Here is a 24,183-nt window from a genome sequence, read left to right as displayed (position 1 = left end):
CCCAGGCCCTCCGATCACACCGGCAGCTTGATGGTCTCGTTGCCCTGCTCGTCGTAGCTCGTGAGCGGCGGCGCGATCTCCTCGAGGCTCTTGTTCTCGGCGTCCACGCCCCACACGTGGGCCACGAGCGCGCCGACGAGCATGATGCCCGTCGCGATCATGTAGCCCCAGAACATCGGCGTGCGGTCCTTCCCGTCGCCGATGAGCCAGCCGTAGAAGACCGGCCCGATCGAGCCGAAGACCTGCGCGATGGCGAAGAAGTACGAGATCGCCTGGCCGCGGACCTCGAGCGGGAAGATCTCGGACACCGTGAGGTACCCCGCCGACGCACCGGCCGAGGCGAAGAAGAAGGCCACGCACCAGAACGCGGTGTGCACGCCGGCCCCGATGGCGTCCTGCTGGAACAGCCAGGCCGAGATCGCCAGCACGACACCCGCGAAGGCGTAGCAGCCGGTGATCATCCGCCGGCGCCCGATCGTGTCGAACAGGGGCCCGAGGAGCAGCGGCCCGAGGAGGTTGCCGATCGCGAAGGGGAAGAAGTAGAGCGCCGCCTGCGACGGGGTCTTGTCGTAGAAGTTCTGCAGGACGAGCGCGTAGGTGAAGAAGATCGCGTTGTAGAGGAAGCTCTGCGTGATCATCAGCGTCGCGCCGAGCGCCGTGCGCGTCGGGTACATGTGGAAGAAGACGTAGCGCAGCTGCTTGAACGTCAGCCCCTCGCGCGCCTTGATCCACATCGCGTCGTCGTCCGAGTGGTGCGGCAGCTCCTTGCCCGCCGCGCGCACCTCGTCCTCGAGGTCGCCGACGACCTTCTCGGCCTGCTCCGTCCGGCCGTGCGTCACCATCCACCGCGGGCTCTCGGGGATGTGGCGGCGCAGGTAGATGATGCCGAGGCCGAGCACCGGGCCGATGAAGAACGCGATGCGCCAGCCGACGTCCTGGCCGAAGCGGTCGGTGTCGAGGAGGATCGTCGAGGCGAACGCGCCGATCGCCGCGCCGGCCCAGTAGGTGCCGTTGATCGCGAGGTCGACCCGGCCGCGGAAGCGCCCCGGGATCAGCTCGTCGACGGCGGAGTTGACCGCCGAGTACTCGCCGCCGATGCCCATCCCGGAGATGAAGCGGAAGACGAGGAAGAGCGTCATGTTCGGCGCGAGACCGGCGGCCGCCGCGGCGACGAGGTAGAGCGCCAGGGTCAGCGTGAACAGCCGCTTGCGCCCCCAGGAGTCGGTGAGGCGGCCGAACAGCACGGCCCCGACCACCTGCCCCACGAGGTAGACCGTGCCGGCCAGGCCGACGTCGGCCGCCGACATGTCGAGCGTCTTCTCGAAACCTCCCGCGGCGACGATCTGCGCCTCGAGCCCGTCGAGGATCCACGCCGTCCCGAGGCCGAAGATCACGAGCCAGTGGAACTTCACCCACGGCATGTCGTGCATCCGGGCCGGGATGAGGCTCTTGACCGGCTTCTCCTGCGTCTGCGTCGACTCCGTCGCCGTCACGTCACGTCCCTCCTGGTGCGTCCGGGCAGTGCTACTAACCCGGACGACGTCGTCCTCCCCACGGGAAGCCGGACGGCGAGGGAGCCGGGCATCCCTGCAACGTAGACCCGGCGGGGCCCGCCGGTGGGGCTGCGGTGCGCACGGGATCTGGCTGCGCCTCAGTCGCTTTGCGGACCCATGACGAATATCATGGGTCACCGGGCGCGGACATGACCGCGCCCCGACGAGCGGCGGTGCAGGGGGTGCCGTCTGGTCGGGGCGCGGCGTCGCGGGGTCGAGCTGTCAGCGGCGGCGGGTCACCCGGACCGGCTCGCCGTCGGAGGGCGCGCCGTCGCGCCCACCACGGAGCTTGTGGCGCACGTCGAGGGCGATGCCCACGTAGAACACGCCGAGGAGCGCGAAGCGCAGGGGAAGGGGGAGGTACGGGCCCGCCATGCCGAGGGAGACGATCATCGCGACGAGGGCGGCCGCGAGGTACACGAGGGACCAGAAGGTCCAGCGCAGGGCCGAGGTGATCGTGTCCATCGTCATGCCCTGCTCCTCCGGCTCGGTGCGGTTAGCACGATCTTGCCCGGTTGGCGAGGGTTTCGGGAAGATCCGAGCCGAATGTTCGACGATTTCTGGCCGGATGGCCGACCCCGTCCCGGGCGCCGTTCCTGCTCGCCCCCGATGCTCTCTCCCGAAGGGCTCCCCGGGTAGGCGCCGCGTCTCCGCCCGGGTTCCTTCGTCACCCGTGCGGTGCCGCTCCCCGGATTCCTCCCCGGGGAGCCGGCTCGCTCCGCATCGCCTGCTCCCCGGGTAGGAATCGAACCTACGTCGCTTGTCCTGATTCAAAGTCAGGCGGGCCCTACCAGCAGACCAACCGGGGACCGCCGCCCGCAGGACGGCTGGGCCCGAGGGTAGTCGCTCGGCGGCCTCCCCCCCGCACGCGCTCGGGCGCACCCACGGCCGGGGCGCGGCACGGCAGGGGCGGGCGAGGCGGCACAATGGCGCGGGTGAGCGACGACACGGGGGCCAAGAAGTCTCGGACCGCACGCGCGCGGATGACCGGCCGCGAGCGGCGTGAGCAGCTCATCGGCGTCGGCCGCAAGCACTTCGCGGACCGTGGCTTCGAGGGGGCGACCATCGAGGAGATCGCCGCCTCCGCCGGGGTGTCCAAGCCCGTCGTCTACGAGCACTTCGGCGGCAAGGAGGGCCTCTACGCGGTCGTCGTCGACCGCGAGATCGAGTCGCTGCTCGCCGGCGTCGCCGCCGCCCTCGACTCCGGCGGCACCTCCCGCCAGCTCATCGAGCGGGCCGCGCTCGCCCTGCTCGCGTACGTCGAGAACAACTCCGACGGCTTCCGGATCCTCGTGCGCGACAGCCCGACCGGCCAGGCCACCGGCTCCTTCGCGAGCCTGATGAGCGACATCTCGAGCCAGGTCGACCACATCCTCGCGGCGCAGTTCAAGAAGCACAAGCTCGACCCCAAGGCCGCCCCGATGTACGCGCAGATGCTCGTCGGGATGGTCGCCCTGACCGGTCAGTGGTGGCTCGACAACCGCAAGTTCAAGAAGCAGGAGGTGGCGGCGCACGTCGTCAACCTCGCGTGGAACGGGCTGACCGGCCTCGAGCCGAAGCCGTCCCTCACACCCGAGACGCTGGCCCTGGACTGACGCCCGGGACGTGCCTCAGTCGACGCGGTGCGCGACGGCGAACACGCGGCGGAACGGGAAGACGACACCGGCCGAGCTGCGGGGGTAGGCCTCGCGCAGGGCCGCCGCGTACGGCTCGAGGAACGCCGCCCGCTCGTCCTCGTCCTCGAGCAGGTCGAGGACGGGGCGCAGCCCGGTCGCGGTGACCCACGTGAGCACCGGGTTCTCGTCCTCGGCGTTCGGGTCGAGCAGATGGACGTAGGTGGTCTCCCACGCGTCGACCTCGCAGCCCAGCCGCGAGAGCATCCGCAGGTAGGTGGCCGGCTCCCCCACCGCCGGCACGTCGAGGGCGGCCGTCAGCTCGCCGGCCCGCAGGTGACCCTCCGCGACGTCGCGCATCAGCCGGTGGCTCGGCGCGTCGAAGTTGCCGGGGACCTGGAGCGCGAACCACCCGCCGGGCGCGAGGGCCTCGACCCAGGGGACGACGAGGTCGAGGTGCCGGGGCACCCACTGCAGCGTCGAGCTCGTGACGACGACGTCGGGCGCCTGGCCGAGCGAGGCGGGGTCCCAGTCGCGCAGGTCGCACTGCACCCACTCGACGCGGCCGGCGGTGTCGAGGTCGCGGGCCGCCTCGAGCATCGACTCGGCGGCGTCGACCCCGACGACGCGCGCGTCGGGCCACAGCGCGGCGAGCGCGAGGGTCGCCGGCCCGTGGCCGCACCCGAGGTCGACGACGAGCGCGGGGTCCTGCGCCCCGACCTGGGCGACGAGGTCCGAGAGCGGCCGCGAGCGCTCGCGGGCGAAGCGCCCGTAGGCGGACGGGTCCCAGCTCGACGTGCTCATCGCGGCCTCCTCGACACGGGCGACGGCCCGGCACGCCGGTTTCTCGACGTCAAGAAGTTTGACGAGGAGTAGCATCGCGCCATGGCCGCTGACGACGTCGACCGTATCGTCTCCGCCTGGCGGCGCGAGCGACCCGACCTCGACGTCACGCCGCTCGAGGTGCTCTCCCGCGTCTCGCGGCTCGCCCGGCGCCTCGACCTCGCCCGGGGCCGCGCCTTCGCCGGCACGGGCCTCGAGGGCTGGGAGTTCGACGTGCTGTCGGCGTTGCGCCGCCGCGGCGAGCCCTACGAGCTGAGCCCGGGGCAGCTGGTCGCCGAGACGCTCGTGACGAGCGGGACGATGACCAACCGGGTCGACCGGCTGCTGGCGCGCGGCTACGTCGAGCGGCGCCCCGACCCGGGCGACCGCCGCGGGGTCATCGTCCGCCTCACCCCCGAGGGCACGGCCGTCGTCGACGCCGCGCTCGACCGGCTGCTCGCGAGCGAGCGCGAGCTGCTCGCCGAGCTCGGCCCCGACGAGCGCGACGGGCTCGCCGCCCTCCTGCGCCGCCTGCTGCGCCCCTTCGAGACCGAGCGCTGACCGGCGGGGGCCGCCACGGTCAGTGGTCGAGCGCCCCCTCCACCCAGCGCAGCAGCCACGGCCCGCGGTCGGTGACCTCGGCGGCGTCGCCGACGCCCTCGGTGACGACGTCCCAGCCGTGGGCCGACCCCTCGAGCCGCACGCGGTCCTTGTGCGCGCTCGGCGAGGCCTCGACCGCGGCGTCGAGCACGTCGCCGTCGATGCCGTCGTCCCCGTCGGACGACACGACGAGGAGAGGGACGGTCGTCGCGCGGGCCGCCGTCACGGCGTCGGGCACGCCCTCCCACCGCTCCGGCCCGGACAGGTCGACGACGGCGTCGGCCCCGGCGGCCTGACCGACCCCGAGGGCGCGGGCGCCGCCCATCGACGCGCCGACGACCGCGACCCGCTCGGCCCCGCTCGCGCGGGCCCGGTCGACCGCGGCCGCCACCTGGGCCCGTCCGTCCGCCGTGGTGGCGTCCGTGCACCGGGACGCGCCGTGGACGCAGTCGTCGACCGCGAGCGCGAGCATCCCGTGCTCCCCGAGCCAGCGCGCGTACGGCACCCAGCCGCAGAACCCGCCGGCTCCCGTCTGGTGCAGCAGGACGACGGCCCGCCGCCCCGAGCCGTAGGTGGCCCCGGTCATCCCGGACCCGTCCGGCGCCTCGACCGTGACGATCCGGCCCGGGGCGCTGCTCAGACAGCGCTCGGCGACGGTCGTGACGGCGGCCGTCGGCAGCGGGGCCGGGGTGGTCGGCGACGTCGCCGTCGTGGGGCCTCCGCCCGCGCACCCGGCGGCGACGAGCACCGCCGCGACCGCCCCGACCCGCCGACCACGACCGCCCCGCCTCATATGTCGACTGTGACATATCGGGCTAGCCTGCGTCCATGCCCTCGGACCTCGGTTACGCCCTCCTCGGGCTGCTCGCCCGGCGTCCGTCGACCGGCTACGAGCTCGCGCGGCGGATGCAGCGTCCCGTCGGCTTCTTCTGGACCGCCGGCCACAGCCAGGTCTACCCGGAGCTCGCCCGGCTCGAGGACGACGGTCTCGTCGAGCACGACGAGGTCCCGGGGCGCGGGCCGCTGCCCACCAAGCGCTACCGCCCGACCGCGGCGGGGCTGGACGCACTGCGCACCTGGGTGGTCGCCGACCTCGCGCCCCAGCCGGTGCGCGACCTCGAGGTGCTGCGCCTGTGGTCGCTCTGGGTCGTCGAGCCCGAGGCCGCCGCCGGGCTCGTCGAGCGGGTGCGCGCCGGCCACGCCGAACGTCTCGCCGCCTACGAGGCCGACCTCGCCTCGCTCGCGGGCGACCCCGCCGCGCTCGAGCCCGACTCCCCCGCCTTCGCCAGCCGGCTGACGCTCGAGGGCGGGCGGCTGACCCGCCGCGCGGCCCTCGAGTGGTGCGACCTCATGCTCGCCGAGCTGCGCCGGCCGCGCTGAGCCCCGGCGTCAGCCGACGACGTCGGCGGCCTCGAGCCACTCGAGCTCGAGGACCTCGCGCTCGTCGACGACCTCGCGCAGCTCGCGGTTGAGCTCGAGGACGCGCCCGTGGTCGGTCGCGGCCTCGGCCATCGCCGCGTGCAGGCGCTCCTCGCGCGTCGCGAGGCGCTGCAGCTGCTTCTCGACGCGCGCCATCACCTTGCGCGCCTCGCGCACCTCGGCCGGGTTCGGGCCGGGGGCGGCCGCCGCCGCGGGAGCGGGCGCCGCACCACCGGGCACCTCGCGCACCCCGCCGCCGCTCTCGACGAGGGCGTGCCGCAGGCGCAGGTACTCCTCGACGCCGCCGGGCAGGTCGCGCAGGACACCGTCGCCGAGCAGCGCGAGCTGCCGGTCGCAGACCCGCTCGAGGAGGTACCGGTCGTGCGAGACGACGACGAGCGTGCCGGCCCAGCCGTCGAGCAGGTCCTCGAGCGAGGTGAGCGTGTCGATGTCGAGGTCGTTCGTCGGCTCGTCGAGGAGGAGGACGTTCGGCTCGTCCATGAGCAGGCGGGTCAGCTGGAGGCGACGGCGCTCGCCGCCGCTGAGGTCGCCGACGCGCGTCTGCTGCTTGGGACCGGTGAAGCCGAGGCGCTGCGCGAGCTGCGAGGCCGTCAGCTCCTTGGGGCCGAGGCGCACGACGGCACGGACGTCCTCGACCGCCTCGATGACGCGGCGGTCCGCCCACGCGTCGAGCTCGCGGACCTCCTGGGTGAGGTGCGCCAGCCGCACGGTGACCCCGACCTTGCGCTTACCCGCCGCGAGCTCCGCCTCGCCCGCGAGGGCCCGCAGGAGCGTCGACTTGCCGGCGCCGTTGACCCCGACGAGGCCCACGCGGTCGCCCGGCCCGAGCCGCCACGTGAAGCGGTCGAGCAGGACGCGGTCGCCGACGGTGAGGCGCGCGTCGAGCAGGTCGACGACGTCCTTGCCGAGGCGCGTCGTCGCGAAGCGCATCAGCTCGACGTCGTCGCGCGCCGGCGGCTCGTCGGCGATGAGCGCGTTCGCGGCGTCGATGCGGAACTTCGGCTTGCTCGTGCGCGCGGGCGGGCCCCGGCGCAGCCACGCGAGCTCCTTGCGCAGCAGGTTGTCACGCCGGTCGGCGACGACGCCGGCCATCCGCTCACGCTCGGCCCGGGCGAGCACGTAGGCGGCGTACCCGCCCTCGTACTGGTGCACGGCGCCGTCCTGCACCTCCCACGTCCGGGTCGCCACCGCGTCGAGGAACCAGCGGTCGTGGGTGATGACGACGAGGCCGCGCGAGGGCCCCGCGAAGCGCTCGACGAGGTGCTCGGCCAGCCAGGCGACGCCCTCGACGTCGAGGTGGTTGGTCGGCTCGTCGAGGAGCAGCAGGTCCGGCGCGGCGACGAGGAGCGCCGCGAGGGCGATCCGGCGCCGCTCGCCGCCGGACAGCGGGGCGACCGGGCCGTCGAGACCGCCGACGAGGGGCGCGTCGAGGCCGCCGAGCAGCCCGACGAGGACGTCGCGGACCCGGGCGTCGGCGGCCCACTCGTGCTCGGCCATCCCCGAGAGGACGGACTCCCGGACGGTCGAGGCGGGGTCGAGGGTGTCGGCCTGGGTGAGGACCCCGGTCCGCAGCCCGCCGACCCGCGCGACGCGGCCGTCGTCGGGCTCGCGGTCGCCGGAGAGGACGCGCAGCAGGGTCGTCTTGCCGCCGCCGTTGCGGCCGACGACGCCGATCCGGTCGCCACCGGCGACGCCGAGGGAGAGGGCGTCGAGCACCTGGGTCGTGCCGAGGGCCAGGGAGGCGCGCTCGACGGAGACGAGGCTCGCCACTAGTCGACCCGGTGGTGGAGGACCTGGGCGCCGTGCACCGGGCCGGTGGCCCGCCGCACGTCACGGACGACCCCGCTCGCCGTGAGCGCCACGGCGAGGTCGATGCCGGCCTCGGAGCCGTCGACGAGGAAGGCGATGGTCGGGCCGGAGCCGGAGACGATGCCGCCGAGCGCGCCGTACTCCATCCCGGCCGCGAGCACCTCGCCGAGGTCCGGGCGCAGGCTGACGGCGGCGTCCTGGAGGTCGTTGGTCAGCTGGGGCGCGAGCTCGTGCGGGTCGCCGGTGCGCAGCGCCGCCATGAGCGCCGGGGTCGCGACCGGGGCCGGGACGTCGGAGCCGGCGCGCAGCCGGTCGCACTCGGCGTAGACGGCCGGGGTCGAGAGACCGCCGTCGGCGAGCGCGAGGACCCAGTGGTAGGTGCCGCGGGCCAGCACCGGCGCGAGGAGCTCCCCGCGGCCGCTGCCCATCGCGGTGCCGCCGGCGACGAGGAACGGGACGTCGCTGCCGAGCTGGGCGGCGACGGCCTCGAGCTCGTCGCGCTCGAGGTCGAGCTCCCACAGCTGGTCGAGGGCGACGAGCGTCGCGGCCGCGTCGGCGGACCCACCGGCCATCCCCCCGGCGACGGGGATGCCCTTGCGGATGCTCACGTGCACCGGGTCGGCGTCGCAGCGGCGGGCGAGGAAGCGTGCGGCGCGCAGCGCGAGGTTGTCGCCGTCGGTCGGCACGCCGTCGGCGAGCGCGCCCGAGACCGACACGCCCCACGCGTCGGCCGGCGCGACGGTGACCTCGTCGTACAGGCTGACGGCCTGGTAGACGGTGGAGAGGTCGTGGTAGCCGTCGTCGCGGACGGGACCCACGAGGAGCTCGAGGTTGACCTTGGCCGGGACGCGCACGGTGACGGCGCCGGGCGCGGTGGGGGCCGAGGTCATGGCTTCACCCTAGTCAGAGCCGGGGCGTGCGCCGCGCGCAGTGCGCGGCGCAGGCTCAGCCCTCGACGGCGCGCGACGCGGTGCGGGCGGCCGCGATCCGCGCGAAGGCCGCGACGTCGAGCTGCTCGCCGCGGGTGCGCGGGTCGACGCCCGCGGCGACGAGGGCCTCCTCGGCGGCGGCGGGCGACCCCGCCCACCCGGCGAGCGCGGCGCGCAGGGTCTTGCGCCGCTGGGCGAACGCGGCGTCGACGACGGCGAACACCTCCGGGCGGGTCGCGGTCGTCTCCGGCGCCGGGCGCCGCGTGAACGCGACGAGCCCGCTGTCGACGTTGGGCACGGGCCAGAAGACGCTGCGTGGCACCTGACCGGCCAGGCGGACGTCGGCGTACCAGGCGGCCTTGACGCTCGGCACGCCGTAGGTGCGCGAGCCGGGCGGGGCGGCCAGCCGCTCGGCGACCTCGAGCTGCACCATGACGAGGACCGTCCGCAGCGAGGGGAACAGCTCGAGCATCCGCAGCACGACGGGCACGGAGACGTTGTAGGGAAGGTTCGCGACGAGCGCGGTGGGCGGCGGCCCGGGCAGGTCGGTGACGGCGAGGGCGTCGGCGGGGACCACCTCGAGCCGGTCCGCCAGGCCGGGCGCTCGCGCCGCGGCGGTGGCGGGCAGGGCGCCGGCCAGGGTCGGGTCGACCTCGACGGCCACGACCCGCCGGACGACGGGGAGGAGGGCGAGGGTCAGGCTGCCGAGGCCCGGCCCGACCTCGACGACCACGTCGTCGGGGCCGACGCCCGAGACCCGGACGATGCGGCGCACGGTGTTGCCGTCGACGACGAAGTTCTGCCCCCACTGCTTCGTCGGCCGGATGCCGAGGCGCGCGGCGACCTCCCGGACGTCCGCGGCCCCGAGGAGGGCGGCGTCGGGGGCGTTCTCGGGCTCGCTCACGCGGTCACCCTAGCCACGGCGCGGCGCGACGTCCGCCGCGGTCCCGGACGCGCGAGGACCCCGGGTCGCTCGACCCGGGGTCCTCGGACGGTCCGCGGCGCCGGCGGGGGCGCCACGGTGCGGTGTCAGGCCGCGTGCGCGCAGCCCCAGGGCGAGAGCCCGGCCTTGGCGTAGTAGCGGTTGGCGACCGTGATCTGCTCGGCGCGGCTCGCGAGGTCGGCGCGCGGGGCGAAGTCGTCGCCGCCGTAGGCCAGCCACGACGCGGTGGCGAACTGCAGGCCGCCGTAGTAGCCGTTGCCGGTGTTGATCGACCAGTTGCCGCTGGACTCGCACTGGGCGATGCGGTCCCACATCGCCGCGTTGGCGAGGTTGATCCCGGCGCCCGAGGTGTTGCCGGCGCTGCGCGGGGCGGACGAGGAGGACGACGACGAGGAGACGGCGGCCTTCTTCGTGCCGACCTTGACGACGGCGGCGACGGGCTTCTTGGTGACGACGGTCTTGACGACCTTCGTCCCGCTCAGCTTGCCGTTGACGTAGCGCAGCTCGCGGGTGACCTTCTTCGAGCCGGCCTTGCCGGCGGTGACGGTCTTCGTCGTGCCCGCGGCCATCGAGGAGTCGTTCGTCCGGGTGGTCTTGAAGGAGACGGACTCGGTCTTGGTCTGCGTCTTCGTCTCGATGCGCGTGAGGGTGATGGTCATCCCGTCGCGGACGGCGGTGGTGACCCCCGGGTCGACGGTGTCGTCGGCGTCGTGCTCGATGCCGAGCTGGCCGAAGACCGCGGCGACCTGCGGGGCGGTCGTCGTCACGGTGCGGCGCTTGCCGCCGTCGAGGATGGTCACGTCCTTCGGCGTCGTCACCGACAGGGCGAGGCCCTCACGACCGAGGGTCTGCGAGCGGGACGCGGTGAGGACCGCGCCGTCGGCGCGCACCCCGACGTCGCGCAGCGCGGCGTCGACGGTCGTGGCCGTCGTCCAGTACTCGCGGCGCTGGCCGTCGACGGTCACGACGAGCTTGCGCCCGTAGCGGACCGAGATGTGGTCGCCGTCGGAGATGGCGGCGTCGAGCGACGGCACGACGACGTCGTGCTCACCGACCGAGATGTCGCTCTTCTCGAGGGCGTCGCGGACGGTGCCGCCGAACACGTGGACCGACCGGGGGGACCCGTCGACGGTCAGCGCGACCGCCTTGTCGAGGTGGGCGACCCCGATCGAGCCTGCGGCGACGGCGAGGGCGGCCACGCCCTGGGCGGCATGGCGGATCGTGCGAGAGAGCAAGAGGACTCCAGGGTTGAACGTCCCGGGCACCGGCGCCGGACGTCGACCCGATCGGGCCCCGACCGGTGGGGTCGGGTGTGCCGTCCCGGGCCCCGGCGGCACTGCCGGATCCTGGCCTGACACACGACGTCCGGGGCGTTCCGACCCCGGCCATCTGCCTCCACCGTGACGGACGCCCCACGGACAGGTCAAGTTTCGGTAACGGGGGTCTCTCAGGAAGACCCGTTCGGGGAACCCGGATCCGTCACACCAGTCACACGAGCCACATCCACCACTGTGGGATGTGTCACCCTCGGTCGGGCGCCGTCACCAGGGGCCGTAGAGCCGCTCGGCGTTCTCCGACAGCGCCTCGCAGAGCGTCGGCACGGCCACCCCGAGCACCGAGGCCATGACCCGCACGGTGAGCGGCACGAGCATCGGGCTGTTGCTCGCCCCGCGCCAGGGGTGCGGCGTCAGGTACGGCGCGTCGGTCTCGACGAGGAGCAGCTCGAGCGGGGTGACGGCGAGCGCGTCGCGCAGCTCCTTGGCGCTCTTGAACGTCACGGTGCCGCTGAAGGAGAGGTGGTAGCCCCGGCTCACGCACTCGCGGGCGGTCTCGACGCCACCCGAGAAGCAGTGCATGACCGTGCGGTCGGGGGCGCCGGCGTCGGCCAGGACACGGAGCACGTCGTCGTGGGCGTCCCGGTCGTGGATCTGGAGGGCCAGCCCGGTGCGCTTGGCGATCTCGACGTGCGCGCGGAACGACTCCTCCTGCACCGCGTGCCCGTCGGGGCCGGTGCGGTAGAAGTCCAGGCCGGTCTCGCCGACGACCCGCACCCGGGGCCGGCCGGCCAGCTCCTCGACACGCGCGAGCTGCGCGTCGAGCTCACCGCGCGCCGCGAGCCCGGGGACCTCGTTGGGGTGCAGCGCCACGCCGGCGAGCACGGACGGGTGCGCCTCGGCCGCCGCGACCGCGAACTCGTTGCCGGTCGGGTCGCAGCCCACCTGGACGACCCGGTCGACGCCGACGCGCGCCGCGGCCCGCAGGACCGGCCCGAGGTCGTCGACCCCGACCGTCTCGCCCTCCCGGCTGATGTCGAGGTGGGTGTGGTTGTCCACCACCGGGATCGGCAGCGGGTCCGGCGCCTCGGGCTCGCCCCGACGGCTCGGCTGCGACGTCATCCGGGCTCAGCCGCCGGCGCGGGCGAGCTCGTCGTCGACGACGGACTCGTCGAGCTTCGTGAACACCGGGGCCGGCTTGCTGATGGGGGTGCCGACGACGACCGGGCGTGACTCCCAGCGGGGGAAGCCCGAGTAGTCGCCGGTGATGACCGGCCACGAGCGGCCCTCGTCCTCGGGGTCGAGGCCGGTGACCGTCTCGAGCCGGGGCATCGGGACGAGCTCGCCCTCGCCGCCGAGGACCCCGTGGACACGGTTGGCCGCGTGCGGGAGGAACGGCGCGAGGATCGTGTTGAGGTCGCTGACGCACTGGACGAGCGTGTGCAGCACCGTGGCCAGTCGCTCGCGCTGGTCCTCGCCCTTGAGCTTGAAGGGCTCGGTGCGCGACACGTAGGCGTTGACCTCGCCGACGACCCGCATGGCCTCGGCGATGGCCGCCTTCTGCCGGTGCCGTTCGAGCAGCCCTCCGACGGAGTCGAACCCGGCGAGAACCGTTGCTCGGACCTCCTCGTCGACGGGCTCGAGGGTGCCGGGCTGCGGTACCTCGCCGAAGTTCTTCGCGACCATCGCCGCGGTGCGCGAGACGAGGTTGCCCCATCCGGCGACGAGCTCGGAGTTGTTGCGCTGGACGAAGTCGCGCCAGGTGAAGTTGGAGTCCTGGCTCTCCGGGCCGGCCGCGCAGATGAAGTAGCGGATGCCGTCGGGCCCGTAGCGGTCCAGGACGTCGCGCACGAGGACCGTGTAGCCGCGCGAGGTGGAGAACTGCTTGCCCTCCATCGTCAGGTACTCGCTGGAGACGACCTCGGTCGGCAGGTTGAGCTCGCCGAACGTCCCGGGCTCGCCTCCACGAGAACCCTTCCCGGCGTAGCCGAGGAGCTCGGCCGGCCAGATCTGGCTGTGGAAGGTGATGTTGTCCTTGCCCATGAAGTAGTAGGTCAGGGCCTCGGGGTCGTTCCACCACTCGCGCCAGCGCTCGGGCTCGCCGAGCCGGCGCGCCCACTCGATCGAGGCCGACAGGTACCCGATGACGGCGTCGAACCAGACGTAGAGGCGCTTGGCGGGGTTGTCGACCCAGCCGTCGAGCGGCACCGGGATGCCCCAGTCGATGTCGCGGGTCATCGCGCGCGGCTTGATGTCGTCGAGGATGTTGAGGCTGAACTTGATGACGTTCGGCCGCCACGTGCCCGACGCGTCGCGGCCCTCGAGCCACTCGCGCAGCGCGTCCGCGAGCGCCGGCAGGTCGAGGAAGAAGTGCTGCGTCTCGACGAACTCCGGCGTCTCGCCGTTGATCTTGCTGCGCGGGTCGATGAGGTCCTCGGGCTCGAGCTGGTTGCCGCAGTTGTCGCACTGGTCCCCCCGCGCGTCGGGGTAGTGGCAGATGGGGCACTCGCCCTCGATGAAGCGGTCGGGCAGGGTCCGGCCGGTCGACGGCGAGATCGCCCCCTGCTGGGTGCGCTCGACCATGTACCCGTTGAGCCAGTTCTGCCGGAACAGCTCCTGCGCGACCGCGTAGTGGTTCGCGGTCGTCGTGCGCGTGTAGAGGTCGTAGGTGCAGCCGAGGTCGGCGAGCTCGCCGGCGATGACCGCGTGGTTGCGGTCGACGAACTCCCGCGGCGTGACGCCGGCCTGGTCGGCGAGGACGAGGATCGGCGTCCCGTGCTCGTCGGAGCCGCTGACCATGAGCACGTCGTGCCCGGCCATCCGCATGTACCGGCTGAACACGTCGGAGGGCACGCCGAACCCGGCGACGTGGCCGAGGTGACGGGGCCCGTTGGCGTACGGCCAGGCGACGGCGGAGAGGACCTTCATGCCCCGAATCCTAGGCGTCGGCGCCCCGGCGTCCGCGCCGACCACCGTGCGAGCGGGGCCGGTGTCACCGCGTCCACTCGTAGGGCGTCGTCGTCGTGACCCGCACGAGCCCGGACCGCTCGAGGATCGGCCGCGAGTACTCGGTCGAGTCGCTGTGCAGCACCGTCTTCCGCAGGCGCAGGGCCGAGCGGGCGCGGACGGCGGTCAGCGCCCGGTAGATGCCTCGGCCCCGGTACGCGGGGAGCGTGGCGCCGCCCCAGACCCGGCGACCTCGGTCCCCGGCACGGGCTCGAGCCGACCGGAGCTGACGACCAGTCCGTCGGCCTCGGCCACCCACAGCTCCATGTCGGGGTCGCGCGCGAGCCGGAAGAGCAGGTCGTCGGCCCGCCGTGTCGAGACGGGGTCGCCGAAGGCCTCGTCGGCGGCGGCGCTCATCCGGCGCACCTCGGCCTCGCCGGTCACCCGGCGCAGCGTCACTCCGTCGGGCAGGGGGACCTCGACGGCGAGGCCGGCGGCGGGGCCCATCATCACGGACTCGACCTCGCCCGGCACGAAGCCGTGCGCGAGCAGCGCCTCGTGCAGCCCGGGCGCGACGTCGTGGCCGCGGGTCTTCCACTCGACGTCGACGACGGCCGGGTCGGCGCGGAAGCGCTCGAGCGCCGCGCCGACCCAGGCGCGCACGGTCGCCGCGTCGGCGCCCCCGAGGTCGCGGTAGCTGACGAACCCGCGACCCCCCGGGAACGTCGCGAGCCGCAGCGGGCCGAGCCGCTCCACCGAGACCGCGCCGGGGGTCTCGGCGTCGGTGCGCAGCTGGTCGTCGTAGACGCGCAGCAGCGCGGCCGGGTCGGTGTCCATGCCGCGATCCTCCCCCGCGGCCGTCGAGCAGGCCACCGAGTTCATGGCCGGCTACACCGCAGTAAGGGTCGCCACAGCGACGCGTACTGCGGTGTAGCCCGCGACCGGGGAGGGTCCGGCGGGTCCGAGCCACCGGGTTTCCGCTGCTCGGGGCTCGACGGAAATCGTTGGCGCGCTGCGGCATCGGCCTGCCAGGCTCCTCCACGGCCCGGACGGTCCGGGCCGCCATGACGCACACGACAGGACAAGGAGGTGCGTCACCGATGGAGAAGATCACCCCACGGCTCGTCAGCTGGGCCTCGCTGCTCGAGCCCTCGACCCTCGAGCAGGCCGAGCGCACCTCGCGCCTGCCCTTCGTCTTCCCGCACCTCGCGCTCATGCCGGACGCCCACCTGGGCCTCGGCGCGACGGTGGGCTCGGTCATCCCGACCGAGCGGGCCGTCGTGCCGGCCGCGGTCGGTGTCGACATCGGCTGCGGGATGATCGCCGTCCGCACCCAGCTGACGCGCGAGGACCTGGTCGGCCGCGACCTCGCGCCGCTGCGGCGGAGCATCGAGCGGGCCGTCCCGCTGTCGGCGGGCGCCGCGAACCGCACGGTCGTCGCGACCGCGCAGCCGCGGGTCGCCGAGCTCGAGGCGCTCGCCGCCGAGGCCGCGTTCGACCCGGACGCGCGCGCCGGCCGCTGGCGGCTGCAGCTGGGCTCGCTCGGCTCCGGCAACCACTTCATCGAGGTCAGCCTCGACGAGCAGGACCGGGTCTGGGCCTTCCTGCACTCCGGGTCGCGGGGCGTCGGCAACAAGATCGCGCAGCACCACATCGCGGTCGCCCGGCGCCTCATGGAGAAGTTCTGGATCGAGCTGCCCGACCGGGACCTCGCGTACCTCGTCGAGGACACCCCGGAGTTCTGGTCCTACCTGCGGGAGCTGCGGTGGGCGCAGCACTACGCGCTGCTCAACCGCGAGGAGATGATGGACCGGGTCCTGCGCCAGGTGGCGGAGTTCACGGGCACCGACCTCGTCGAGCACGAGCGGGTCAACTGCCACCACAACTTCACCCAGCAGGAGGAGCACTGGGGCCGGACGCTCTGGGTCACCCGCAAGGGCGCCATCGAGGCCCGGGAGGGCCAGCCCGGCCTGGTCCCGGGGTCGATGGGGACCCGGTCGTACGTCGTCGAAGGGCTCGGTGACCGGATGTCGCTCTGTTCCGCGCCGCACGGCGCGGGACGGGCGTACTCGCGGTCGGCGGCCCGGCGTCGGTTCACGCCGGAGGAGCTGCGGGCCGCGATGGCCGGCATCGAGTACCGCGACACCGACGCGTTCCTCGACGAGATCCCCGCGGCGTACAAGGACATCGACGCGGTGATGGCGGACGCCGCCGACCTGGTCCGGGTCCGGCACACGCTGCGGCAGCTCGTCAACGTCAAGGGCGACTGACGCGGGGCCAGGCCTCCCCGGCCCCGAGCCCGCACCCGGCTACACCGCAGGACGTGTCGTCACAGCGACACGTCCTGCGGTGTAGCGCGCGACGGGGAGGGCCCGGTGGGTCCGGGGGCGCCGGAACCGCCGGGGCTACCCTGACGTCGGAGCAGCGCTGTTCCCACCCGGGTGGCCCCGGTCGCCCCCACGCCGAAGGAGGACGCCGTGCTGGCTGCCCTCACCGGGACGGGCCTGTCGGCCGCCGCCGGCCTCAACGCCTACATCCCCTTCCTCGTCGTCGCCCTCGTCGCGCGCTTCACCGACCTGATCGTCCTGCCCGCGGGCTACGAGTGGATGACGAGCGGCTGGGCCATCGGCGTCGGCTCGCTGCTGCTCCTCGCCGAGGTCGTCCTCGACAAGATCCCGGCCGTCGACACCGTCAACGACGCGATCCAGACCTTCATCCGCCCGAGCGTGGGCGGGCTGATCTTCTCGGCGACGAGCGCGGCGTCCGAGATCGACCGGTCGACGTGGATGGCCGACCACCCGTGGGTCGGCGTCGTGCTCGGCGTCGTCGTCGCCGGGCTGGTCCACACCGGGAAGATGGCCGCCCGCCCGGTGGTCAACGGCGCCACCGTCGGGCTCGGCGCCCCGGTCGTCTCGACCGTCGAGGACGGCGCGTCGATCGGCCTGTCGGTCGTCGCGATCCTCGCGCCGGTCTTCGTCGTCGTCGCCCTCGGCCTGCTCGCCTGGCTGCTCGTGTGGATGTGGCTGCGGGTCCGCGAGTGGCGACGGTCCCGGCGCCCTCCGACCTACGCCGGTCCCTGAGCCGGGCTCAGCCGCGGTCAGCCCTCCGGGGCCGGCGGGACCTCGGGGGTCGGCGGGACCTCGGGGGTCGGCAGGTCGGGGCGCTCCCCCGCGGCCGGCGGGGCCCACGTGGTGGCGGAGCCCCACGCCCCGAAGGCCAGGTCGACGGCCCCGGTGCCGGTGACGACGGCCCGCACCAGCTCGGCGCTGCCGTCGGCCGCCACGTAGAGCCGGGCCCCGGTGCGCGCCTCCCCGAGCCGCCACACCGCTCGCCCGTCGAGGTCGAGCGGCACGACGGTGCGGGTGCTGGCGCCGAGGCGGGCCACCGCCGGCGCGTCGAGCAGCCCGGTGAGGAGGGCGCGCAGCGTCTCGCCGCCCGCGCTCGCGGCGAGCGCGGCGTCGACCGGCACCCAGCGCCCGACGCGGGACGCTGCCGCGGAGCGCGGGACCAGGGCGCGCCACCACTCCTCGTCACCGGCCAGCCAGTGCGCCCCGGCGACGGTGAGGACGGCCCCGACGCCCCGCCCGCGGGCGGCCCGGACGAGCCGCTGGTCGGTGCCGTCGGCCGCGCCCTCGAGCGCGACGCGCACGGTCGCCGTCCCGGCCCCGAGAGAGCCGACGACCCGGGCGGAGTCGGCCGACAGCGCGGAGGTGCGCACGTCGGCGAGCACCTGCGACTCGGTGGGCGGGGGCGCCTGCGGCGTCGGGGTCGGGGCCGCGGACGTGGGCTGCTCCAGCCGCAGCCCCGCGCACCCGCCGAGCACGCCCGTCCCGGCGAGCGCGAGCGCCGAGCGCCGCGTCACCACCGGCCACTCCCCTCGTGTCACCGCTCCCCCCGCTCCGCTCACCGGTCGTGCAGCGCCCGCACGAGGAGGGGGACGGCCGAGCGCAGGAACGGCTCGCGCTCCACGGCGGGCATCCGCACCGCCGTGACGAGCAGGCCCTCGACCGCCGCGACGACGACGACCGCGTCCTCGGCGGGGGACGCCTTGCCGGCGAGGACCCCCATCCGCTCGACCGTGCCGAGGAGGCCGCGGCGCCACCGCCCGAACACCTCGACGAGGTCGGGCTGGCGGGCGGCCTCGAGCGACAGCTCGGCCTGGGCGCGCACGAGCGCCGGCTCGCGGACCCAGCCGACGGTCAGGTCGGTCACCGCGGCGGAGACGGCGTCGGCGTCCCCCGCGCAGTCGGCGAGCTCCTCCCCCAGCTCCTCGACGCGGCGCTCCAGCGTGCCGCCGACGTGCTCGGCGAGGGCGACGAGGAGGGCCACCCGGGTGCGCAGGTAGGCCGAGCAGGTGCCCTCCGGCAGACCCGCCCGGCGGTCGACGGCCCGGTGGGTGAGACCGCGCAGACCGCTCTCGGAGACGACGTCGACGGCGGCGGCGAGCAGCTCGGCGCGGCGGCCGGTCGGCACGGCGGGGCGACCGGGCGGGGGCGTCGCGGCGGTGGGGGTCATCGGCGTCATTGTGCCTCCCGCCACCCGGTCGCCGAGGACCCGGGAACAACGGCTTGCCCCCGCGCCTTCTACATCAGTAGAATCGTCTACAGAAGTAGAAGGAAAGGACACCACCATGGGAACCCTCACCGGCCTCTCGGTCATCGCCACCACGCTCCTCTGGACCAGCCTCGTGCTCGGGGTCGTCGTCGTCGGGCTCACCCTCGCCGTCGTCCTGCCCGCCCTCGGCCGCACCCGTGAGGACCGCCGGCGGCGCCACCTGGGCATCCCGGCCTACTACGGCCTGGCCGCCGCCCACTGACCCACCCCGACGCGGAGGGCCCCCGACCACGTGGTCGGGGGCCCTCCGGGCGTGCGGGCCGAGGTCAGGGCGTGACGACCTTGGAGGCCGGCGGCGCGGAGAAGGTGTCGACGTCGTCCCAGCTGTCGAAGGTGAGCTCGCCGGCGTCCTTGCCGCCGACGACGATCTTCACGAGGCGCTCGGTCTTCGGGTCCACCCAGATCTCGCTGCCCGAGCCGTCCGAGGCGACCCAGACCTCCTTGCCGTCCTCGGTGCGCGTCTCGACCTCGCTCGTCAGCTTCTCGAGGGTCGAGAGCTCGCTCTCCTCGAACATCTGGTCCAGCAGCGCGCCCAGCGTGAGGTCCCCGAACTGCTTGGCGTCGGAGCCGGAGATCGCGACGTACTTGCCGACGAGCAGCTTGGCCGCCGAGGCGTCGCCGGTCTGCTCGGTCCAGAAGGCCTTGTCGGCCGACATGTAGTACTTCTTCGTGACGGTGAGGATCTCGGCGGTGCCCTGGCCGATGCCGATGGTCGTCTTCTGGTTCGAGCCGTCGGCCTGCCCCTCGATCTCGAGGGCGACCGTCTCGCCGCCCTGCGTGACCTTGCCGTCGAGGTGGCCGGACTTCGCGGCGAGGGAGGCGGTGCGGACCTTGGTGTAGAGCTCGCCCATCGAGGGCTGCTCCGGCTCCGCGGGGGCCGACGTCGTGGGGGCCGAGGAGCTCGCGGCGGCGGAGGCCGCCGTCGTCGAGGCGTCGGTGGAGGAGCCGCCGCAGCCCGCGAGGGCGAGCGCGACGACGGAGGCGGTGGCCAGGCCGGCGGCGGCGCGGCGGGCAGGACGGATCGAGGACATGCGAAGAACCTTCGGGGTGCGAGCCGTCGGAGGGGACGGCGGTCGTGGCGGCCCGCCCCACGCGGGCGAGCGGCGTCACTGTATCCGGCACGCGGGTCGGCGCCCGTCACGAACTGCGGGAACTCGCAGGGGGAGCCGGCGTCCAGCGACCTCCCAGCGACCGTGCAGGCCCGCGCGCGGGGAGGAGACCTACGCTGGCCCGCATGCCGCGCCGCCACCTCACCGAGACCTGGCTGGTGCTCGGTGTCTCCCTCGGGTCCTCCGCGATCTACGCGCTCCTGCGCATCGTCGACCGCCTGACCCGCCCCGAGGCGCTCTCGCAGCAGACCGCCGCGATGAACACCTCGGTCACCCCCGACCGGCCCTGGCTCGACGTCACCTACCAGCTCGTCGGCATCGGCCTCGCGCTCGTCCCGGTGCTGCTGGCCCTCCACCTGCTGCGGCGCGACGACCCCGACGAGCCGCACACGATGGGGTTCGACCTGCGGCGGCCCGCCCAGGACCTGTGGCGCGGGGCGGCGCTCGCGGCCGTCGTCGGCATCCCGGGTCTCGGGCTCTACCTCGTCGCGAAGGCGGTCGGGCTCAACACGACCGTGGCCGCCGCCAACCTCGTCGGGGCCGCGTGGTTCACCGTGCCGCTGCTCGTCCTCGCCGCCGCCCAGAACGCCGTGCTCGAGGAGACGATCATGGTCGGCTACCTCTTCCGCCGGTGGGGGCAGGCCGGCTGGGGCACCTGGCGGGTCATCGTCACCTCCGCCGTCATCCGCGGCAGCTACCACCTGTACCAGGGCTTCGGCGGCTTCGTCGGCAACGTCGTCATGGGCCTGCTCTTCGGCTGGCTCTATACGCGGACCAAGCGCGTCATGCCGCTCGTCGTCGCGCACACGATCCTCGACGTCGTCGCGTTCGTCGGGTACGCCCTCGTCAAGCCCCACGTCTCCTGGCTCTGACGCGCCACCCCGCACACGCAGGAGCTCCCGCGGCGCGCACGAGGTCGTGCGTGCCGCGGGAGCTCCCGGGAGACCTCAGCCGCGCAGGGCCGCGCGCAGGTCCTTGTTGAGCGTGGAGATGACGTCTTGCGGGATGCCCTTGGGGCAGGCCTGCGAGCAGGCACCGACGTTGGTGCAGCCGCCGAAGCCCTCCTCGTCGTGCTGGTCGACCATCGAGACGACGCGGGCCATCCGCTCCGGCTGCCCCTGGGGCAGCTCGGAGAGGTGGGTGACCTTGGCGCCCATGAAGAGCATCGCCGAGGCGTTCGGGCAGGCCGCGACGCAGGCGCCGCACCCGATGCACTCGGCCGCCATGAACGCGCGGTCGGCCGCCGGCTTCGGGACCGGGGTCGCGTGGGCGTCGGGGGCCGCACCGGTGTTGACCGAGACGTAGCCGCCGGCCTGGATGATCCGGTCGAACGCGCCGCGGTCGACGACGAGGTCCTTGATGACCGGGAAGGCGTTGGCCCGCCACGGCTCGATCGTGATGACCTCGCCGTCGCGGAAGCTGCGCATGTGCAGCTGGCAGGTCGTCGTCTTCTCGGGGCCGTGCGCCTCGCCGGAGATCATGAGCCCGCACATGCCGCAGATGCCCTCGCGGCAGTCGGAGTCGAACGCGATGGGCTCCTCGCCCTTGGCGTTGAGCTGCTCGTTGAGGACGTCGAGCATCTCGAGGAAGCTCATGTCCGGGCTGATGTCGCTGACCTTGTAGGTCATCAGCTCCCCCGTGTGCCGGGGCCCGGCCTGGCGCCAGATCTTGAGGGTCAGGTTCATGATCGGGGTCCTCGCGAAGTATCGGAGTCGGGTCCCACGCTCTGCGTGGGAGGGACGAACGTAGAACTTCGTGGGGTGATCACTTGTAGCTCCGCTGCTTGAGTTCGATCGCTTCGTACACGAGGTCCTCCTTGTGCAGGACCGGCTGCTGCATCTCGCCCAGCGCGTCCCCGCCGCCGAACTCCCACGCGGCGACGTAGAGGAACTCGTCGTCGTGGCGCAGGGCCTCGCCGTCCTCGGTCTGGCTCTCCGCCCGGAAGTGGCCGCCGCACGACTCGCGCCGGTGCAGGGCGTCGATGCACATGAGCTCGCCGAGCTCGAGGAAGTCGGCGACGCGGCCGGCCTTCTCGAGGCTCTGGTTGAGCGTGTCGCCCGAGCCGAGGACCCGGACGTTGCGCCAGAACTCCTCGCGCAGGCCGCGGATGAGGTCGATGGCCTTGAGCAGGCCCTCCTCGCTCCGCTCCATCCCGCAGTACTCCCACATGATGTTGCCGAGCTCGCGGTGGAAGGAGTCGACGCTGCGCTCGCCGCGGATCTCGAGGAGCCGCTTCGTGCGCTGCTCGACCGAGGTGCGGGCCTCGACGACCTGCGGGTGCTCCTGCGTCAGCTTGTCGAACGGCCCCTTCGCGAGGTAGTCGCGGATGGTGTTCGGCAGGACGAAGTAACCGTCCGCCAGCCCCTGCATGAGGGCCGAGGCACCGAGGCGGTTCGCGCCGTGGTCGGAGAAGTTGGCCTCGCCGATGACGAAGAGGCCGGGGATCGTCGACTGGAGGTCGTAGTCGACCCAGAGGCCACCCATGACGTAGTGGACCGCCGGGTAGATGCGCATCGGCGTCTCGTACGGGTTCTCGCCCGTGATCCGGGCGTACATGTCGAAGAGGTTGCCGTACTTCGACTCCACCGCGTCCCGGCCGAGGCGCTGGATGGCGTCGGCGAAGTCGAGGTAGACCCCGCGCCGGAAGTCGCCGACCATCGGGCCGACGCCGCGGCCCTCGTCGCAGACGTTCTTCGCCTGGCGGGAGGCGATGTCGCGCGGGACGAGGTTGCCGAACGAGGGGTAGATCCGCTCCAGGTAGTAGTCGCGGTCCTCCTCGGCGATGTCGCGCGGGTCCTTGTCGCAGTCCTCGCGGTTCTTCGGCACCCAGATGCGGCCGTCGTTGCGCAGGGACTCCGACATGAGGGTCAGCTTCGACTGGTGCTCGCCGGAGACCGGGATGCACGTCGGGTGGATCTGCGTGTAGCAGGGGTTGGCCATGTAGGCGCCCTTGCGGTGCGCGCGCCACGTGGCGGTGACGTTGCTGCCCATCGCGTTCGTCGAGAGGAAGAAGACGTTGCCGTAGCCGCCGGAGCCGAGGACGACCGCGTCGGCGAGGTGGGTCTCGATCTCGCCGGTGACGAGGTCGCGGACGATGATGCCGCGCGCGCGGCCGTCGACGACGACGACCTCGAGCATCTCGTGGCGGGTGAACTGCTCGACGGTGCCGGCGGCGACCTGCCGCTCGAGCGCCTGGTAGGCGCCGATGAGCAGCTGCTGGCCGGTCTGGCCGCGGGCGTAGAACGTGCGGGAGACCTGGACCCCGCCGAAGGAGCGATTGTCGAGGAGGCCGCCGTACTCGCGGGCGAACGGGACGCCCTGCGCGACGCACTGGTCGATGATGTTCGCGCTCACCTCGGCGAGGCGGTAGACGTTGGTCTCGCGGGAGCGGTAGTCGCCGCCCTTGACCGTGTCGTAGAAGAGGCGGAAGACGGAGTCGCCGTCCTCCTTGTAGTTCTTCGCCGCGTTGATGCCACCCTGGGCAGCGATCGAGTGCGCCCGGCGCGGGGAGTCCTGGAAGCAGAACACCTTGACGTTGTAGCCGGCCTCGCCGAGGGTCGCGGCGGCCGACCCGCCCGCGAGCCCGGTGCCGACGATGATGACGTCGAGCTTGCGGCGGTTGGCCGGGTTGACGAGGGAGGCCTCGAACTGGCGCTGGCGCCACTTGCCGGCGATGGGGCCGGCGGGGGCCTTGCTGTCGGCGACGGGCTCGCCCTCGCGGTACAGGCCGTGGGCGATGCCGGCGTTGACGGTGGTCTCGGTCATCGGTCAGTGCCTCACTTGATCAGGCCGAAGAGGATGGACAGGGGCGGGATCAGGAACCCGACGACGATCACCGCGGCGACGACGTGGCCGATGGTCTTGGCGCGGCGGTAGGCGTGCGGGGTGGCGGTCCAGCCGAGGGTCTGCTGCGCGCTGAACGTGCCGTGCGAGAGGTGGAAGGCGAGCGCCACCATCGCGAGCACGTAGATGAGCGTGTTCCACGGGACCTGGAAGCTCGCGACGACGAGCTCGTAGGGGTTGTTCTGGATCGAGGCGCCCTGCTTGTCGCCGTTGACCGAGAACTTGAGGATCGTGAACTGCAGCAGGTGCCACACGAGGAAGAGGAGCAGGAAGACCCCGCCCCAGCGCATCCACGCGGTGCGCATCGCGGTCTTGACGGCCGCGTACTTGGTGCGGCGGGCGTTGCCGGCCCGGCTCCACAGCGTGAAGGCCGCGTACGCGTGGCCGACGAGGCTGAGGATCAGCACGACGCGGATGACCCAGAGCAGGCCGGCGTACGGGAGCATCGGCTCGCCGAGGGTGCGCAGGTGCTCGGCGTAGGTGTTGAACGACTCCTCACCGCCGAGTGCCTTGAGGTTGCCGTACATGTGCAGGAGCACGTACCCGATGAACACCAGGCCGGTCCCCGCCATGAGGATCTTCAGGCCGATGGTGGTGCGCCGGGCCGTCGCTGCAGGTCGCGAGGATGTCTTGGTGGCCACGAACGGAAACCCTATCCCCGGCCTCCGACGGGATCGAGCGGTGTCGA

24 protein-coding genes and 1 tRNA gene are annotated in these 24,183 nt (G+C 73.5%); 7 read left to right on the top strand and 18 right to left on the bottom strand.

Annotation, left to right across the window (positions count from 1 at the left end; translation table 11 throughout):
• Positions 1-14: 14 nt before the first annotated feature.
• From LG324_RS06445 to LG324_RS06435, 3 genes are all read right to left on the bottom strand, one after another.
• Entirely contained in the window at positions 15-1,493 is a 1,479-nt protein-coding gene (locus LG324_RS06445) for an MFS transporter (RefSeq protein ID WP_404352582.1), read from the bottom strand.
• A gap of 282 nt (positions 1,494-1,775) precedes the next feature.
• Positions 1,776-2,024, bottom strand: a complete 249-nt coding sequence (locus LG324_RS06440) for a hypothetical protein (protein ID WP_030528913.1) — start codon at positions 2,022-2,024, stop codon at positions 1,776-1,778.
• Between the two features lie 259 nt (positions 2,025-2,283).
• Positions 2,284-2,362, bottom strand: a tRNA-Gln gene (locus LG324_RS06435).
• 174 nt (positions 2,363-2,536) lie between these two features.
• Between LG324_RS06435 and LG324_RS06430 the strand changes: the two genes are divergently transcribed.
• Positions 2,537-3,148 (top strand): TetR/AcrR family transcriptional regulator, encoded by a 612-nt coding sequence (locus LG324_RS06430; protein WP_030528914.1) that lies wholly within the window; start codon positions 2,537-2,539, stop codon positions 3,146-3,148.
• Positions 3,149-3,163: 15 nt separating this feature from the next.
• Here the strand turns inward: LG324_RS06430 and LG324_RS06425 are convergent, their stop codons facing one another.
• A complete protein-coding gene (locus tag LG324_RS06425) occupies positions 3,164-3,970 on the bottom strand; it encodes a methyltransferase domain-containing protein (protein ID WP_404352580.1) in 807 nt (268 codons plus the stop codon).
• An 81-nt stretch (positions 3,971-4,051) separates the two neighbouring features.
• On the opposite strand from LG324_RS06425, the gene LG324_RS06420 reads away from it, so the two are divergent.
• Complete coding sequence (locus LG324_RS06420; protein ID WP_207024950.1) at positions 4,052-4,549, top strand: MarR family winged helix-turn-helix transcriptional regulator; 498 nt, start codon at positions 4,052-4,054, stop codon at positions 4,547-4,549.
• Positions 4,550-4,568: 19 nt separating this feature from the next.
• On the opposite strand, the gene LG324_RS06415 is transcribed toward LG324_RS06420, so the two are convergent.
• A complete protein-coding gene (locus tag LG324_RS06415) occupies positions 4,569-5,381 on the bottom strand; it encodes a hypothetical protein (protein WP_404352579.1) in 813 nt (270 codons plus the stop codon).
• A gap of 35 nt (positions 5,382-5,416) precedes the next feature.
• On the opposite strand from LG324_RS06415, the gene LG324_RS06410 reads away from it, so the two are divergent.
• Complete coding sequence (locus tag LG324_RS06410) at positions 5,417-5,968, top strand: PadR family transcriptional regulator (protein WP_404352577.1); 552 nt, start codon at positions 5,417-5,419, stop codon at positions 5,966-5,968.
• Between the two features lie 9 nt (positions 5,969-5,977).
• On the opposite strand, the gene LG324_RS06405 is transcribed toward LG324_RS06410, so the two are convergent.
• From LG324_RS06405 to LG324_RS06375, 7 genes are all read right to left on the bottom strand, one after another.
• Positions 5,978-7,798, bottom strand: a complete 1,821-nt coding sequence (locus LG324_RS06405) for an ABC-F family ATP-binding cassette domain-containing protein (RefSeq protein WP_404352576.1) — start codon at positions 7,796-7,798, stop codon at positions 5,978-5,980.
• On the bottom strand, positions 7,798-8,727 hold the full coding sequence (locus LG324_RS06400) for a 4-(cytidine 5'-diphospho)-2-C-methyl-D-erythritol kinase (RefSeq protein ID WP_030528920.1): 930 nt from the start codon (positions 8,725-8,727) through the stop codon (positions 7,798-7,800). Before LG324_RS06400 ends, LG324_RS06405 begins: the two co-directional genes overlap by 1 nt.
• 55 nt (positions 8,728-8,782) lie before the next feature.
• Positions 8,783-9,670, bottom strand: a complete 888-nt coding sequence (gene rsmA, locus LG324_RS06395; protein WP_404352574.1) for a 16S rRNA (adenine(1518)-N(6)/adenine(1519)-N(6))-dimethyltransferase RsmA — start codon at positions 9,668-9,670, stop codon at positions 8,783-8,785.
• A 125-nt stretch (positions 9,671-9,795) separates the two neighbouring features.
• Entirely contained in the window at positions 9,796-10,944 is a 1,149-nt protein-coding gene (locus tag LG324_RS06390) for a transglycosylase family protein (protein WP_404352573.1), read from the bottom strand.
• A gap of 306 nt (positions 10,945-11,250) precedes the next feature.
• A complete protein-coding gene (locus tag LG324_RS06385; RefSeq protein WP_030528923.1) occupies positions 11,251-12,105 on the bottom strand; it encodes a TatD family hydrolase in 855 nt (284 codons plus the stop codon).
• A gap of 6 nt (positions 12,106-12,111) precedes the next feature.
• Positions 12,112-13,911 (bottom strand): methionine--tRNA ligase, encoded by a 1,800-nt coding sequence (gene metG, locus LG324_RS06380; RefSeq protein WP_030528924.1) that lies wholly within the window; start codon positions 13,909-13,911, stop codon positions 12,112-12,114.
• 204 nt (positions 13,912-14,115) lie between these two features.
• Positions 14,116-14,766, bottom strand: coding sequence for a GNAT family N-acetyltransferase (locus LG324_RS06375; RefSeq protein WP_404352572.1), 651 nt, complete (start codon positions 14,764-14,766; stop codon positions 14,116-14,118).
• A 263-nt stretch (positions 14,767-15,029) separates the two neighbouring features.
• On the opposite strand from LG324_RS06375, the gene LG324_RS06370 reads away from it, so the two are divergent.
• Both LG324_RS06370 and LG324_RS06365 read left to right on the top strand, forming a co-directional pair.
• Complete coding sequence (locus tag LG324_RS06370; RefSeq protein WP_030528926.1) at positions 15,030-16,199, top strand: RtcB family protein; 1,170 nt, start codon at positions 15,030-15,032, stop codon at positions 16,197-16,199.
• A gap of 207 nt (positions 16,200-16,406) precedes the next feature.
• Positions 16,407-17,009, top strand: coding sequence for a DUF4126 domain-containing protein (locus LG324_RS06365; protein ID WP_404352569.1), 603 nt, complete (start codon positions 16,407-16,409; stop codon positions 17,007-17,009).
• A gap of 17 nt (positions 17,010-17,026) precedes the next feature.
• Here the strand turns inward: LG324_RS06365 and LG324_RS06360 are convergent, their stop codons facing one another.
• Positions 17,027-17,794, bottom strand: coding sequence for a hypothetical protein (locus LG324_RS06360; protein WP_404352568.1), 768 nt, complete (start codon positions 17,792-17,794; stop codon positions 17,027-17,029).
• Positions 17,795-17,832: 38 nt separating this feature from the next.
• The gene (locus tag LG324_RS06355; protein ID WP_404352567.1) at positions 17,833-18,444 is read right to left on the bottom strand and encodes a TetR/AcrR family transcriptional regulator; all 612 of its coding nucleotides are present in this window, start codon (positions 18,442-18,444) and stop codon (positions 17,833-17,835) included.
• Between the two features lie 115 nt (positions 18,445-18,559).
• Between LG324_RS06355 and LG324_RS06350 the strand changes: the two genes are divergently transcribed.
• Positions 18,560-18,745: a hypothetical protein gene (locus LG324_RS06350; protein WP_030528930.1), complete on the top strand. Its 186-nt coding sequence runs from the start codon at positions 18,560-18,562 to the stop codon at positions 18,743-18,745.
• Positions 18,746-18,809: 64 nt separating this feature from the next.
• Here LG324_RS06350 and LG324_RS06345 read toward each other — a convergent pair whose 3' ends face one another.
• The gene (locus LG324_RS06345) at positions 18,810-19,574 is read right to left on the bottom strand and encodes a hypothetical protein (protein WP_404352566.1); all 765 of its coding nucleotides are present in this window, start codon (positions 19,572-19,574) and stop codon (positions 18,810-18,812) included.
• Between the two features lie 203 nt (positions 19,575-19,777).
• On the opposite strand from LG324_RS06345, the gene LG324_RS06340 reads away from it, so the two are divergent.
• Complete coding sequence (locus LG324_RS06340) at positions 19,778-20,524, top strand: CPBP family intramembrane glutamic endopeptidase (protein ID WP_404352564.1); 747 nt, start codon at positions 19,778-19,780, stop codon at positions 20,522-20,524.
• Between the two features lie 75 nt (positions 20,525-20,599).
• Here LG324_RS06340 and LG324_RS06335 read toward each other — a convergent pair whose 3' ends face one another.
• From LG324_RS06335 to LG324_RS06325, 3 genes are all read right to left on the bottom strand, one after another.
• Positions 20,600-21,337: a succinate dehydrogenase/fumarate reductase iron-sulfur subunit gene (locus LG324_RS06335; RefSeq protein WP_030528932.1), complete on the bottom strand. Its 738-nt coding sequence runs from the start codon at positions 21,335-21,337 to the stop codon at positions 20,600-20,602.
• 79 nt (positions 21,338-21,416) lie between these two features.
• Positions 21,417-23,417, bottom strand: coding sequence for a fumarate reductase/succinate dehydrogenase flavoprotein subunit (locus LG324_RS06330; protein WP_030528933.1), 2,001 nt, complete (start codon positions 23,415-23,417; stop codon positions 21,417-21,419).
• An 11-nt stretch (positions 23,418-23,428) separates the two neighbouring features.
• Entirely contained in the window at positions 23,429-24,136 is a 708-nt protein-coding gene (locus tag LG324_RS06325) for a succinate dehydrogenase cytochrome b subunit (RefSeq protein WP_030528934.1), read from the bottom strand.
• Positions 24,137-24,183 lie beyond the last annotated feature (47 nt).

Origin of the sequence: Phycicoccus jejuensis, assembly GCF_044797865.1 — a bacterium.
GTDB lineage: Bacteria > Actinomycetota > Actinomycetes > Actinomycetales > Dermatophilaceae > Phycicoccus > Phycicoccus jejuensis.
The sequence above is the reverse complement of the archived record's forward strand: the minus strand, read 5'-3'. Positions and strand labels throughout refer to the sequence as shown.

What these genes read in the sequence shown, in the direction of transcription:
- LG324_RS06385 (WP_030528923.1), bottom strand. Translation starts at nt 12,105, where the DNA reads ATGACGTCGCAGCCGAGCCGTCGGGGCGAGCCCGAGGCGCCGGACCCG.
- LG324_RS06440 (WP_030528913.1), bottom strand. Translation starts at nt 2,024, where the DNA reads ATGACGATGGACACGATCACCTCGGCCCTGCGCTGGACCTTCTGGTCC.
- LG324_RS06430 (WP_030528914.1), top strand. Translation starts at nt 2,537, where the DNA reads ATGACCGGCCGCGAGCGGCGTGAGCAGCTCATCGGCGTCGGCCGCAAG.
- LG324_RS06330 (WP_030528933.1), bottom strand. Translation starts at nt 23,417, where the DNA reads ATGACCGAGACCACCGTCAACGCCGGCATCGCCCACGGCCTGTACCGC.
- LG324_RS06350 (WP_030528930.1), top strand. Translation starts at nt 18,560, where the DNA reads ATGGGAACCCTCACCGGCCTCTCGGTCATCGCCACCACGCTCCTCTGG.
- LG324_RS06355 (WP_404352567.1), bottom strand. Translation starts at nt 18,444, where the DNA reads ATGACCCCCACCGCCGCGACGCCCCCGCCCGGTCGCCCCGCCGTGCCG.
- LG324_RS06410 (WP_404352577.1), top strand. Translation starts at nt 5,417, where the DNA reads ATGCCCTCGGACCTCGGTTACGCCCTCCTCGGGCTGCTCGCCCGGCGT.
- LG324_RS06420 (WP_207024950.1), top strand. Translation starts at nt 4,052, where the DNA reads ATGGCCGCTGACGACGTCGACCGTATCGTCTCCGCCTGGCGGCGCGAG.
- LG324_RS06415 (WP_404352579.1), bottom strand. Translation starts at nt 5,381, where the DNA reads ATGAGGCGGGGCGGTCGTGGTCGGCGGGTCGGGGCGGTCGCGGCGGTG.
- LG324_RS06375 (WP_404352572.1), bottom strand. Translation starts at nt 14,766, where the DNA reads ATGGACACCGACCCGGCCGCGCTGCTGCGCGTCTACGACGACCAGCTG.
- metG (WP_030528924.1), bottom strand. Translation starts at nt 13,911, where the DNA reads ATGAAGGTCCTCTCCGCCGTCGCCTGGCCGTACGCCAACGGGCCCCGT.
- LG324_RS06370 (WP_030528926.1), top strand. Translation starts at nt 15,030, where the DNA reads ATGGAGAAGATCACCCCACGGCTCGTCAGCTGGGCCTCGCTGCTCGAG.
- LG324_RS06335 (WP_030528932.1), bottom strand. Translation starts at nt 21,337, where the DNA reads ATGAACCTGACCCTCAAGATCTGGCGCCAGGCCGGGCCCCGGCACACG.
- LG324_RS06425 (WP_404352580.1), bottom strand. Translation starts at nt 3,970, where the DNA reads ATGAGCACGTCGAGCTGGGACCCGTCCGCCTACGGGCGCTTCGCCCGC.
- LG324_RS06345 (WP_404352566.1), bottom strand. Translation starts at nt 19,574, where the DNA reads ATGTCCTCGATCCGTCCTGCCCGCCGCGCCGCCGCCGGCCTGGCCACC.
- LG324_RS06400 (WP_030528920.1), bottom strand. Translation starts at nt 8,727, where the DNA reads ATGACCTCGGCCCCCACCGCGCCCGGCGCCGTCACCGTGCGCGTCCCG.
- LG324_RS06340 (WP_404352564.1), top strand. Translation starts at nt 19,778, where the DNA reads ATGCCGCGCCGCCACCTCACCGAGACCTGGCTGGTGCTCGGTGTCTCC.